At 75.7% G+C, this 11754-nt stretch carries 10 protein-coding genes; 5 read left to right on the forward strand and 5 right to left on the reverse strand.

The window, feature by feature from the left end; genetic code table 11:
• Positions 1 to 60 precede the first annotated feature (60 nt).
• Together ACFWBF_RS36035 and ACFWBF_RS36040 are read right to left on the reverse strand one after the other, a co-directional pair.
• On the reverse strand, positions 61 to 1743 hold the full coding sequence (locus ACFWBF_RS36035; RefSeq protein WP_385609067.1) for a class I adenylate-forming enzyme family protein: 1683 nt from the start codon (positions 1741 to 1743) through the stop codon (positions 61 to 63).
• The gene (locus tag ACFWBF_RS36040; protein WP_385609068.1) at positions 1740 to 3584 is read right to left on the reverse strand and encodes a CoA transferase; all 1845 of its coding nucleotides are present in this window, start codon (positions 3582 to 3584) and stop codon (positions 1740 to 1742) included. Before ACFWBF_RS36040 ends, ACFWBF_RS36035 begins: the two co-directional genes overlap by 4 nt.
• 130 nt (positions 3585 to 3714) lie before the next feature.
• On the opposite strand from ACFWBF_RS36040, the gene ACFWBF_RS36045 reads away from it, so the two are divergent.
• Positions 3715 to 4884 carry an acyl-CoA dehydrogenase family protein gene (locus ACFWBF_RS36045; protein WP_385609069.1) on the forward strand — a complete coding sequence of 390 codons (1170 nt, stop codon included), beginning with the start codon at positions 3715 to 3717 and terminating at the stop codon, positions 4882 to 4884.
• A gap of 25 nt (positions 4885 to 4909) precedes the next feature.
• Here the strand turns inward: ACFWBF_RS36045 and ACFWBF_RS36050 are convergent, their stop codons facing one another.
• The 3 genes from ACFWBF_RS36050 to ACFWBF_RS36060 form a co-directional block, all read right to left on the reverse strand.
• Positions 4910 to 5257, reverse strand: a complete 348-nt coding sequence (locus ACFWBF_RS36050) for a VOC family protein (protein ID WP_385609070.1) — start codon at positions 5255 to 5257, stop codon at positions 4910 to 4912.
• A 94-nt stretch (positions 5258 to 5351) separates the two neighbouring features.
• The gene (locus tag ACFWBF_RS36055) at positions 5352 to 6437 is read right to left on the reverse strand and encodes a sugar ABC transporter permease (protein WP_385609071.1); all 1086 of its coding nucleotides are present in this window, start codon (positions 6435 to 6437) and stop codon (positions 5352 to 5354) included.
• The gene (locus tag ACFWBF_RS36060; RefSeq protein WP_385609076.1) at positions 6434 to 7579 is read right to left on the reverse strand and encodes an MFS transporter; all 1146 of its coding nucleotides are present in this window, start codon (positions 7577 to 7579) and stop codon (positions 6434 to 6436) included. The genes ACFWBF_RS36055 and ACFWBF_RS36060 overlap by 4 nt, the downstream gene beginning before the upstream one ends.
• A 415-nt stretch (positions 7580 to 7994) precedes the next feature.
• On the opposite strand from ACFWBF_RS36060, the gene ACFWBF_RS36065 reads away from it, so the two are divergent.
• The 4 genes from ACFWBF_RS36065 (at position 7995) to ACFWBF_RS36080 (ending at position 11647) form a co-directional block, all read left to right on the forward strand.
• A complete protein-coding gene (locus tag ACFWBF_RS36065) occupies positions 7995 to 8690 on the forward strand; it encodes a hypothetical protein (RefSeq protein ID WP_385609072.1) in 696 nt (231 codons plus the stop codon).
• Between the two features lie 210 nt (positions 8691 to 8900).
• Complete coding sequence (locus tag ACFWBF_RS36070) at positions 8901 to 9515, forward strand: sigma-70 family RNA polymerase sigma factor (protein ID WP_385609073.1); 615 nt, start codon at positions 8901 to 8903, stop codon at positions 9513 to 9515.
• Between the two features lie 66 nt (positions 9516 to 9581).
• A complete protein-coding gene (locus tag ACFWBF_RS36075; protein ID WP_385609074.1) occupies positions 9582 to 10856 on the forward strand; it encodes a VWA domain-containing protein in 1275 nt (424 codons plus the stop codon).
• Positions 10856 to 11647: a hypothetical protein gene (locus tag ACFWBF_RS36080; RefSeq protein WP_385609075.1), complete on the forward strand. Its 792-nt coding sequence runs from the start codon at positions 10856 to 10858 to the stop codon at positions 11645 to 11647. Before ACFWBF_RS36075 ends, ACFWBF_RS36080 begins: the two co-directional genes overlap by 1 nt.
• Positions 11648 to 11754 lie beyond the last annotated feature (107 nt).

The raw sequence follows: 11754 nt of genomic DNA on the forward strand, positions 1-11754 counted from the left end.
GGGCACGAACTACATCGACGCCGTCAAGGGCCTGGTCGGCCGGGTCCTCGCCCAGTGTCACTACACGGTCACCGCCACGCGGCCGAGGCGCTCACACAGGGCCGTGCGGTCGGGCTTGCCGGCCGGGGTCAGCGGGATCCGGTCCACCAGCAGCAGGTGCTCGGGGTGCTTGCGCCGCTCCAGGCCGCGCCGCCCGAGGTGTTCGCCGAGCGAGCCGAGGGTGGGGGCCTGTGCGCCGCGCGGTACGACGCAGGCCGCGAGCCTCTCTCCCATCAGTTCGTCCGGTACTCCGACGCACACCACGTCGCGCACGCCGGGGTGGGCGGCGAGTTCCCGTTCCACCTCGGCGGGGCTGATGTTGGCGCCGCCGCGGATGACGATGTCCTTGAGGCGGCCGACGACGTGCAGCAGCCCGGCCCGGTCGATCCGGCCGAGGTCGCCGGTGCGGACCCAGCCGTCGGCGGTGCGGTAGCGGGCGTCCAGCTCCCGCGAGCCGACGTAGCACATGGGGGTCATGGGGCCGCGCGCGATGATCTCGCCGATCTCGCCGTCCGGGAGCGGCTCTCCCGTCCCGGTGTCGGTGATGCGGATGTCGGCGACGCGCGGGTCGGGGCGGCCGGCGACGATGCCCGCGCCGTCCGGGCCGCCCTCCTCCACCTCCGACGTGGAACTTCCGAGCCCCGTGTGGCAGTTGACTCCGTCGGCCGAGCCGTACAGGTTGACGACCGGGCAGCGAAAGGCGCGGGCCGCTTGTTCGGCGGTGGTCTCGTCGAGGGCGGAGCCGCCGAGCACCAGGGCGGTGGGGGCGGGCAGTTCACCGTACTGCGGCGGGTCCTGGCGGCCGTGATCCTCCAGGAGGTCGAGCATCATGCGCACCATCGTGGGGACGCCCAGGACGTGCGTGGGGGCGTGCTCCCGGATCGCCGCGAGGGCCGCCTGCGGGGTGAAGTGCTCCAGGAGGACGAGGGTCCCGCCGTGCCGGGCCAGGGTGACGGCGGTGCCGCTGGAGCCGAAGGCGGAGCCGAGCGGTACGAGGAACAGTGCGCGCGGCGGGGTCCCGTCCGGCATGAGCGAGGCGAGGAAGTTGCCGCGGCCGCCGGCGAGGGCGTTGTGGGAGTACGCGATCATCTTCGGATCCGCCTCCGAGCCGGAGGACACCAGGATGCGGGCGGCGCTGTCGGGGTGGGGGCGGGCGGGTACGAAGGCGGCCGGGTCGGAGCGCAGCAGCCCCGACAGCGGAATCGTTCCTTCTGGTGCGGTTCCCGGCCCGGCGGCGATGACGTGGCGCAGTGCGGGCAGACTCGCGGCCAGCGTGCGCAGGTCGGCGGCGTGCCGGTTCCCCCGGTGTCCGACGGACGCGATGACGGCGACGGCCTCGGCTCTGCGCAGCAGGGACTCGGCCTCCAGACTGCCCCGGCCCACGGGGAACGGCAGCGCCACCGCGCCGATCGCGGCCAGCGCCAGGTCGGCCATGACGGCCGCGCGCCCGTTGGGGAGTTGTACGCCCACCACGTCGCCCGCCCGTATGCCGAGCTCCGCGAGCCCGGTGGCCAGACAGCGCACCTTGCGGTCCAGGGCCGTGTAGCAGAGCGCCCCCTTGGAGTCGAGGACGGCGGTGCGGTGCAGATCGGAGATCTGGCGGGCCCGGAAGAGGCTGTAGAGGTCGAGATCGGGGCAGGTGCCGTCGACCGCCCAGGAGCGGCGCAGGCCCGTGGGCAGCAGGTCGTGCAGGGCGACGGTCATGTGAAGCTCCAGGGGTCGGGAACGGCGGGGGCACCGTGCGCGTCCCGGCTGATCGAGCCGGTGAAGCGCGGGTCGTGGTGCAGTTCGGCCGGATCGGCGGTGACGGGAGTGGCGGCGAGCCCGTGGGCGCGCAGCCGGGCGACCGCCTCGCCGGTGGTCAGGGCGCTCAGGTCATGGGCGGCCGCGGCCGCGGCGCAGGCGTCGGCGGGCGCCACCCGGCCGTCGGCGGTGTGCAGCGGTCTGCGGAAGCCGGCCGGGCGACGCGGGTCCCGCCCCTCCCGCACCCGCCGCAGGGCGGGGCCGATCAGCACGTCGGAGGCGCCGAGCAGGGAGGAGTCGACGCGGACGCCCTGCCCGGTGCGCTCGCGCGTCAGCAGCCCGGCGAGCACGGCCTCGGCGCCGAGCAGCCCGCCCAGGACGTCGAGGAGGGTCATCAGGGAGGGCGCCGGCGCCTCGTCCCGCGGGCGGACGGCCTCGCCGACGCCTGTACGGGCCTGGACCATGAAGTCCGTGCCCATCGGGGTGTCGGTGAGCCGGCCGGCCGCGCCGGGACCCCAGCCGCCGGTGTACGCGTAGACGAGCGCCGGGTTCACGGCGGCCAGGTCGGCGTGGTCCAGGCCAAGTTCGGCCGCCTTGCCGGGGGCCCAGTTGTGCAGGAACACATCGGCCCCGGCGGCCATCTCGAGCAGTCGGCGCCGCTCGCCGGGTGACTTGATGTCGACTTCCACGGCCTGCTTGCCCCGGTTCAGCGCGAGCCAGCGGGCGGAGACGCCCGAGCAGGCGGGGGGCATGCCGCGCAGCGGGTCGCCGCCCGGCGGCTCGATGCGGATCACGTCGGCTCCGAGCAGGCCCAGCAGGTGCGCGGCCAGGGGTGCCTGGATGCGGCGGCCCGCCTCCAGCACGGTCAGTCCCGCCAGGGGCTTCGCCGGGGTGGGCGCCGCCTTCGGGGCGCGGTGGCCCGCGCCGGCGGTATGCGCTCCCGCGGCCCCCGGCCCGTACGGGGTCACGGACCAGGGGGCGGCCCCGTCGTGCTCGGCGGCGCGCTCGGCCAGGCTCCGCAGCCGGCACACCTCGGCGCCGGACCGGGCCGCGGCCTGTCGCAGGCGCTGCCAGGGGTGGGCCCGCGCGGTGGCGTGCAGGGCCGGCGGGAAGGGGGCGCAGGCGGTGGCGTACCGGAACTGGAACGGCCGCCACCCGGCCCGTATCGCGTCGGCGGGGGCGTCCAGGGCCCGCCAGAAGGCGGCCCACGCCTCCGGGTCCAGCGTTTCCAGCTCGAAGAGCGTGCCGTCGGCCGAGGTGAACGGCGGTCCTCCGGGGGCGATGTCGGCCGCTTCGCCTTCGTCGGCCCCGGACGCGGCGAGGTACTGCGAGACCGCCAGCAGGCCGGCCCGGTCCGCGCTCGTCTCCACCCGCGCGGCCGCCGCCCCGCCCCGGGCCTGGCCGAGCAGTCCCGCGAGGAGCCCCTGCGTGGCGAGCACGGCCGCCGCGGTGGCGGTGTAGTCGGCGGCGAGGCCGCGCGGTTCGCCGTCCCGGCGCCCGTGGACCGCCATGATGCCGGTGGCGGCCTGCGCGGTGGCCTCGTCGGTGATGCCGCTCGCCGGGTCAGCCGACCAGCTCAGGCGGGCTTCCTGGTGGCCGAGGCCGACGCCGCTCCCGGTCAGGGTGATCCGCGCGCTGTGCGCGTCCGGGGCCTCCTGCGGGTGTGCGGGCGCGGGCGCGGGGCCTGCACCCAGGAGTGCGAGGTGCCCGGTGACGAGGCCGGTCAGTGCGGGCGGCCCCGAGGCCGCCACCTGCAGCCCGTCGAGCGGCCGGACGGTCGGCGCGGTGACTGGTGACGCCATGCCTCTCCTCTTCTCCTTGCGGATCTTCTTGCTGCGGAACGCGGGAACCAGCTCAGGTGCGCACCCGACCAGCTCCACGGGCAGACAGTCGGACTGCTGTTCCCGCGGGTTCCCGGCGGAGTGGAGGAAAGTGGTGGAGGAGCACGGCGACACGCATCAACTGCGGTGCCGCACAGAGGAGTTCGTACGGAGTCGGGTGATGCCGTACGAGCCGGTGCTCGACGCCGGCGGTCCCGCAGCCGCAGCCGCCCTGCGGGAGTTGCGCGACCGGGCGCGGCAGGAGGGCCTGTGGGCCCTGCCGCTCCCCGTCGAACAGGGCGGCCAGGGAGTCCCGTTGGCCGCGTACGCCGAACTCGCCGAGGCCGAGGGCGCGAGCGACCACGGGCCCGCCGCCCTGGGCTCCGCACCGCTGCTCGACGTCACGATGATGGAGCGGCACGGCTCCGGCCGGGTCCGCGACCTGTACCCGAAGTTGCTGACCTCGGGCGGGCTCCGCGCCTGCTACGCGATGACCGAACCCGACACGCCCGGCACCGATCCCTTCCTCACCGCCACCCGCGCCGAGGAACAGGCCGACGGGAGCTGGATCGTGAGCGGCCGCAAGTGGTTCGTGTCCGGCGCCGCCGAAGCCGACCTGGTCACGGTGCTGGTCCGCACCGACGGCGAGCCGGGGGACCGCGAAGGGCTCTCGCTGCTGGTGGTTCCCACCGGCTCCGCCGGCTTCCGGGTGGTGCGCGAGCTGCCGGTCTTCGGCGCGTCCGGCCAGTGGGAGATCGGGTTCGACCGGGTCCGGGTGCCCGCCGACCATCTCCTCGGCGAGCGCGGCCGGGCCCTGTCGATCGCGGGGGAGCGGCTCCAGTTGGGCCGCACCCTGCGCTGCCTGCGCTGGCTCGGCCAGGCTCAGCGCGCCTTCAACCTGTTGGTCGCGCGCGCCAACTCCCGTATCGGGTCGCGTGGTTCGCTGGGCGGGCACCAGCTCGTCCAGCAGCACGTCTTCGAATCGCTGCTCGCGCTGCGCACCACCCGCCCGCTGGTGCACGAGGCGGCCGCCAGGATCGGCGCCGGGCTCGACGCGCACGTCGAGGTGGGCCTGGCCAAGGTGGCCGCGGCCCGCATGCTCCAGCGGGTGGCGGATGCGGCGATCCAGGTCCACGGCGCGGCCGGGCTCGGCCCCGACACCCCGCTCCCCGCGCTGTTTCGCACGGGACGCGCAGCCCGCATCCTCGACGGGCCGGACGAGCTGCACATCACCTCGGTGGCCCGCCGGGTGCTGCGCGCCCACGCGTCCGAGACGGCCTAGTGCCGTGGCCTTCCGGTCACAGCCCTTAGGACACCGGGTTCTCGACCAGCGTGACCCGGTTGCCATCGGGATCGTGGACGGCGGCGAACCTCGAGATGCGGCCTCCGGTCTGAACCGGGCCGGCCGGCAGGCCGCGGGCGGCGAGGTCCGCCAGCGCCCGGTCCAGGTCGTCCACCTGCAGGTTGATCAGCGTCGAACCGGCGTGCTCGGGGTCCTGGTAGACCTGGAGCCAGCCGTTGGGGGTGAGGTGCCAGTCCGCCAGCCCCGGCATCGGCTGCCTGTCGGCCGGCCTGGCCAGCAGCCGCTCGTACCAAGCCACCGACTGTTCGATGTCACTCACCGGGGCGACCGCGAGCACGCGTGTGACGAGCATGATGAGGTCCTCTTCTCCATGTGCCTGCCGTGTCTTCGTCCATGCAGACCCATCCCGGCGGGAAATGCGCCACCGACACGCGGCGGCGGGCCGGTCAGGCCTCCCGGATGTCGGCAAGGCCGGTCAGCTCGGCCAGCGCCTGCGCCAGGAAGAAGTCCCCCCACACCAGTTCGTGCCGTACGGCGGTGCCTCGCGCGGCGTCGTGGCAGCCGTCCAGCAGCCGGCCCCGGGCCAGGTGCCTGAAGACCAGCCGCTCCAGGATCGCGGTCGCGCGCTCGGCGTACGCGAGGGCTCCGGGGTCCGGGAGGCGGGCGAGTTTCAGCAGGGCGACCGCCGTGATGGCGGCGGCGGAGGTGTCCAGGGGGCCGTCAGGACGGGCCGTGTCCGCCGGCGGGACGAGCTCCGCGGGCTCGGCTGCCAGCCGGCGCGCAGCCTCCGCGAGCCGGCCCGGGGGCGTACGGGCGGCAACTTGGGGGCGGTGCAGGGCGTCGGCCACCGCCAGCAGCAGCCACGCCCGTCCCCGGCTCCAGCCGGGCGGCGGGTCCTCGCACGCGAGCCAGCCGCCGCCGTCGGCGTCGAAGGACCAGGCCGGGACGAATGCCCGGCCGTGGCCGTCCGTGCCGCAGTCGTCGCCGTCGCCGCACAGGTCGAGGTGCCGGTTCAGGTGCGCGGCGGCCGCCTCGGCGCCCTCCCGGCCCGCGGCGCCGAGCAGCCCCGCCATGCCGGGTACGCCGTCGACCCGGGCCAGCAGCCGCGGGCCGCCGAAGGCCGACCCCCACGGCACCAGCCCCAGTTCGCCGTCCACCGCGGCCAGCGCCGCCCGGGCGGCTCGGGTACGCAGCTCGCGCGCCCCGCGGTCCTCACCGGCCAGGGCGGTCCCGTACCAGAGGATCAGCCCGCGCGTGGCGGTGTCGGCCGCCACCCAGTCGGCCAGCCGCGCGGTGCAGGCCGAGGCGGCCGCCCGGTCGGCGGCGTCCCCGGTGTGCCGGGAGCGCAGCCACAGCAGTGCGGCCCAGAAGCCGCCGGTCCACGCGCCCCGGCCGGTGGTCACCCAGCGGCCGGTGCCCGGGTCGGCGTACAGCGGGAAGCGCTCGCCGGCTTCGGCCCGGGTGGCGCCGACCCGGTCGAGCACGTCGGCCAGGGCCGGCCCGGCCCACGCGGGCGGCGGCCCGGGGCTCACGCCGCACCCCGAGGGGCGCGGCGCCGCTCCCGTACCGCCCAGGTCGTCGCGACGGCGCAGGCCGCGGCGAACTCGGTCGCGACCAGCAGCCAGCCTGGGCCGTAGCGGTCGGCCTGCGCGAGGAGCCCGAAGAGCGGCGGCCCGACCGCGAACCCGGCGAAGAACCCGGCCGAGACCCGTGCGGAGTCCCGCCCGGCGCGGCCGGGGGCGGCCCGCTGCATCACCAGCACCATCGAGACGGCATTGCCCGATACGGCGAACACCCCCGCGGCCACCGCGCCGGCCCAGACCAGGGGCGCCGCGTACAGGGCCGCCGCGAACAGGCCCGCCGCCCCCACCGCCCCGCCGGCCAGCAGGCCCGGCAGCCACTCGGCCCGCCCCGGCCGGGCCGCCTTCGACCAGCCCACCCGGCCGGCGATGCCCGCGACGCCGAGAGCCGCCACCAGGGCCGCGGCCGCCGTGGGCCCCATGTCGAGCCGCTCGGTGCCGAAGAGCGCGACGTAGGTGTTGACGGAGGCGATCCCGCAGCCCAGGAACAGCGAGAAGACCGCCAGCCAGCCGGTGGCACCGTGCGATACCCGCTCCTCGTCCCCGTCCGACGGGGTACGCGGCGGTGCCTTCCGCGTCGGCGGATCGGCGGGCAGCGCACGCAGTGCCCACGCCGCCGCCACCGCCGCCGTGGCGGCCGCGGTCCACACCGCGCCGCGCCAGCCGACGCCGCTCGCCAGTGCCGCCAGCGGGAGTCCGGCCGCGAACGCGCCCAACTGCACGCCGGATTGCTTCATCCCGGTCACCGGGCCCCGCCGGGCGGGGGGCACGGCGGCCAGGATCGCCTTGTTGGTCGCCGGATTGGCCAGCGCCTGGGGCAGCCCGCCGAGCGCGACGGCGGCGAGGAGGAAGCCCGGGCCGGGCGCCGCGCCGATCAGTGCGAGCGCGACGGCGGAGACGAGGAGGAGGGTGACGAGGGAGCGGCGCGGGCCGAACCGGTCCACCACCCGGCCGCCGACCGGCGACAGGACGGCCGCCGTCCCGAATCCGATCGTCGTGGTCAGGCCGAGCAGGGTGGGGGTGACGCCCAACTCGTCCACCAGCCGCGGGCCGAGCGCGCCGAGCAGGAACAGTTGCAGCATCGAGAAGGCCATCGCGCAGGTGAGCAGGGCCGTCAGCGGGCCACGCCCCGGCCCGCCCTCGGGCAATGCCCCGGATGCGGCGCCGCGTGGCGTTTCGGACGGCGCCCCGGACACCGCCCCGTGTGCCGCTTCGGGCGTCCTCTCGGGCGCCGCTTCGGATGTCCCCTCGGACGCCGTCTCGGACGCCGTCTCGGACGCCTCCTCGGACTGCCGCGCCGGCGCCGCCGGCGCCTTCCGCTCCCCCACCGCTGACTCCGTTCCCGCGCCGCCCTCTGGTCCGCGGGAGGAGTCGGCCGGGCCGCCCCGGGAGTTCCCGGCGTCTGAAGTGGCCCCGGTCACATGGCGACTTGAGGCGTACTCAGGGCATGCTCCGATTGTGAGTGCCCCTCTGTGAAGGGCCCGACCGGGATGCGACGATGAGCCCGTCATGACTCCGGGGCGATGTTGCCGTGCGGTTCGGGCCGCGATGTTCGCGGCCACCTGCGTGCTGCTCGCAGCGCTCGGCCACGTGTTCATGTCCGCTGCGCCCGTCCCCTGGTGGGTGCTGGCCTCGGCGCTCGCCGCGACCGGCGCGCCCGCCTGGCTGCTCGCCGGAAGGGAACGCGGTCTGGCGGCCGTCACCGGCGCCGCCGTCGCCGCCCAGGCGGCCCTGCACGCCGGATTCTCCCTGGCCCAGGCCGCGGCGACGCAGGCCTCGGCCCGGGCCGCGACGCACAGCTCGCCGCCACCGCCGGGCTCCGGCCACGCCCACCACGACATGGCCGGTATGGCCGACATGGCTGACATGGCTGACATGGCTGACATGGCTGACATGGCCGACGCCACGGGGACCATGCCCGGCCCGGGCGGGATGCCGACGACCGGCATGCTCGCCGCCCACCTGCTGGCCGCCCTGCTCTGCGGCCTGTGGCTCGCGTACGGGGAACAGGGCGCCTTCCGCGTCCTGCGCGCCGTGGCGAGCCGGCTCCTCGTACCGCTGCGGCTGGTCTTCCGCCTGGCCGAACCCGCGCACCGGCCGCGCGTACGCCCCCGCGGGGACCGGCGCGGCCGCCCGCCTCGCCGGCTCCTGCTCGTCCACGCCATCACCTCACGGGGTCCGCCCTCGGGGACCGCTGTCATCTGACAGCCGGCTCCCCGACGCGCGACGGTCCGTCAAACCCGCAGGTCCACAGTCCACCAGGGCCACGGGACCACAGGGCCCACACGGCACGCCGCCGCGCCTCGGGCATCGGTCATGCCGTCCGGCAGGCCGTACCTCTCACCGGCCCGCCGTGCGGCGCCGGACACCGGATCCACCGTCCCGGATCCCGGATCCCCAGAAGGACATCAGGCGATGACCCCTGCCCTGCTCCCCCGCCCCGACACCGTCCGCCCGGACCCCGCCCCGGCGGCGGCGCCGTACGCGCGCCGCAGCGACGGTCCCGACGAGGCGACCACCCTCCTCGCGCTCGCCGCCCGCGACGGCGATCCCGACGCCGTGGACCGCTTCGTACGCGCCCTGCAGTGCGACGTCCGGCGCTATGTCTCCTACCTCAGTGCGGACCCGCAGTCCGCCGACGACCTCACCCAGGAGACCTTCCTGCGGGCCTTGGGCAGCCTCCACCGGTTCGAGGGCCGCTCCTCGGCCCGTACCTGGCTGCTGTCCATCGCCCGCCGCACCGTCGTGGACAGCCTGCGCCGCAGCGCCGCCCGGCCCAAGGTCGCGGACCGCGACGACTGGCAGAGCGCCGCCGAACAGGCCCAGCCGCTGGGCCTGCCCGGCTTCGAGGACGGCATCGCGCTCGCCGAACTCCTGGCGGCGATCCCCACCGAGCGGCGCGAGGTGTTCGTCGCCACCCAACTGCTCGGGCTGCCGTACGCGGACGCGGCCGCCGCCCTCGGCTGCCCCATCGGTACGGTCCGCTCCCGGGTCGCCCGGGCCCGTACCTCCCTGATCGAGCTGCTCTGACCCGGCCGAACGCCGCTGTCGCGGGACCGTTTTGGTTTGGCAGGGGATCCTCAATACGATCCGGCGATGATCACAAGAAAATGGCTGGCGGGCCTGGCCTGCGGCCTGCTGGCCACTTTGGCCGTCGGGCTCTTCCCGGCGAGCGCCTCCGCCGGTGAACCCGTGTCGAAAGAACCCCCCAAGGTAGAGCTGGTCTTGGACGTCAGCGGCTCCATGCGGGCGCAGGACATCGACGGGCAGTCCCGGATGTCCGCGGCGAAGCAGGCGTTCAACGAGGTGCTGGACGCCGTACCGGACGAAGTACGGCTCGGCATACGGACGCTCGGGGCCAACTACCCCGGTGACGACAGGAACGTGGGCTGCAAGGACACCAAGCAGCTCTACCCGGTGGGCCCGCTCAACCGGACCGAGGCGAAGACGGCGGTGGCGACCCTCGCCCCCACCGGCTGGACCCCCATCGGCCCGGCCCTGCTGGGGGCGGCCGATGACCTCAAGGGCGGTGACGCCACCCGCCGGATCGTGCTCATCACCGACGGCGAGGACACCTGCGCCCCGCTCGACCCGTGCGAAGTCGCCCGCGACATCGCGGCCAAGGGCATCCACCTGGTCATCGACACGCTCGGGCTCGTCCCGGACGCCAAGACCCGCAACCAGCTGATCTGCATCGCAGAGGCCACGGGCGGCACCTACACCTCGGTGCAGCACACGGCCGAACTGTCCGGTCGCGTCAAGCAACTGGTGGACCGGGCCGCCGAACCCGTCGTCACTCCGGTGGCGACCGCGGGGACCGGGCAGTGCCAGGACGCCCCGCTCCTGAAAGCCGGCATCTACAGCGACCGGGAGACCTTCGGCGAGCACCGCTGGTACCGGGTCGCCGTCAAGCCGGGCCAGGAGCTGCGGGCCTCGGTGAGCATCGGCGCCGACCGCGCGGTCAACAACGACTACGGCGTACTGCTGCGCGCGACCACCGAGCACGGACGGGAGATCGTCCGCGGCTCGGAGGCGGGCGACGGCCGCACCGACCTGATCTCGTCCGGCCTGCGCTACCCGAAGGCCACCCTCGACGACGCGGACGGCAACGCCGAGACCGCGCCGGAGACGGTGTGCCTGCAGGTCGGCAACTCCTTCTCGGCGCCCGCGTCGGTCAAGACCACCCCGGGCATGCCCGTCGAGCTGACCATCGACCTGGTGGACGGCCCGGACGAGGCGTCCGACGTGGCCGCCTTCGGTCTCGGGCGCGGCTGGTGGCTGCTCGGCGTACTGGCGCTCACCGGTCTGCTGGCCGGCCTGGTGTGGGGCTGGATCTCCCGCTGGCGTATCTCGGTCTGGAGGACCAACTGATGCGTACCGTACGCATACTGAGCGCCGCCCTGCTGGCCGGCGCGGGCCTGCTCGGCCTGGCGGGGGCGGCCTCGGCCGCCGGCCCGTCGCCGAAGCCCAGCCCGAGCGGCGGCGCGGCCGGGCCGACCGAGGCGGGCACCACGTTCCGTACGGCCACGGCGGTCAAGGCGGGCCAGGAGGCCACGGCGGACGCGTCCACCGGTGACTACCTGTACTGGGTGCTGCCCCTGGACACGGGGCAGCGCGCGACCGTCACGGCGAAGGTGACCCTGCCGCCCGCGGCCTCCCGGCACTCCGGGTCGACCTGGCAGATCGACGTGTACGACGGCCTGCGCCGACGCCAGCCCTGCACGTACGGCGTCCAGACCGCGTCTGCGGCCAAGGACGCAGCCGAGGTCCGGCTGTCCTGCACCCTGCGGGCGGTCCGGGCCGGGGCGGAGCAGTGGGCCAACGACCCGCTGCCCGGGAGCTACTACGTGCGCCTGACGGTGGTGAAACTGGCTCCGGAGGACCTTGGGCAGCCGGTACGGGCGCAGGTCCGCACCGACGTGAAGGACATGGGCGGCGCGTACGCGGTGGACGGCGCGCTCGCCGCTCCGCTCGTGCCCGGGGCGTCGGCTCAGCAGCCCGTGGCCGGCGCGGCGCCGGCGGACGGCTGGTCCGGCGGCTGGTGGTCCGACCGCTGGATCTGGACGGTGGCGGGCGGGCTGCTCGGCGCCCTGGCCGGGATCGGCGGGTACGTGCTGACGCGCGGCGCGGGCCGTCCGGCGCGGGCGGGCTCCCGCCCCTGACCGCGGCGGCGGGCACGGCCGGTCTCTTCTCCACGGCTGAGGCAGCCCAGGTCTGAGAGATTGAAGAGCTCGGAGGTGGCGGGCTGAGTCGAGGCGCGGGGGGTGGG

Origin of the sequence: Streptomyces sp. NPDC060028 (assembly GCF_042736725.1) — a bacterium.
Classification (GTDB): domain Bacteria; phylum Actinomycetota; class Actinomycetes; order Streptomycetales; family Streptomycetaceae; genus Streptomyces.

Excerpts from the sequence above, each read along its gene's own strand:
- ACFWBF_RS36035 (WP_385609067.1), bottom strand. The coding sequence starts at position 1,743 with ATGACCGTCGCCCTGCACGACCTGCTGCCCACGGGCCTGCGCCGCTCC.
- ACFWBF_RS36040 (WP_385609068.1), bottom strand. The coding sequence starts at position 3,584 with ATGGCGTCACCAGTCACCGCGCCGACCGTCCGGCCGCTCGACGGGCTG.
- ACFWBF_RS36050 (WP_385609070.1), bottom strand. The coding sequence starts at position 5,257 with ATGCTCGTCACACGCGTGCTCGCGGTCGCCCCGGTGAGTGACATCGAA.
- ACFWBF_RS36060 (WP_385609076.1), bottom strand. The coding sequence starts at position 7,579 with ATGGCCTTCTCGATGCTGCAACTGTTCCTGCTCGGCGCGCTCGGCCCG.
- ACFWBF_RS36065 (WP_385609072.1), top strand. The coding sequence starts at position 7,995 with ATGACTCCGGGGCGATGTTGCCGTGCGGTTCGGGCCGCGATGTTCGCG.
- ACFWBF_RS36070 (WP_385609073.1), top strand. The coding sequence starts at position 8,901 with ATGACCCCTGCCCTGCTCCCCCGCCCCGACACCGTCCGCCCGGACCCC.
- ACFWBF_RS36075 (WP_385609074.1), top strand. The coding sequence starts at position 9,582 with ATGATCACAAGAAAATGGCTGGCGGGCCTGGCCTGCGGCCTGCTGGCC.
- ACFWBF_RS36080 (WP_385609075.1), top strand. The coding sequence starts at position 10,856 with ATGCGTACCGTACGCATACTGAGCGCCGCCCTGCTGGCCGGCGCGGGC.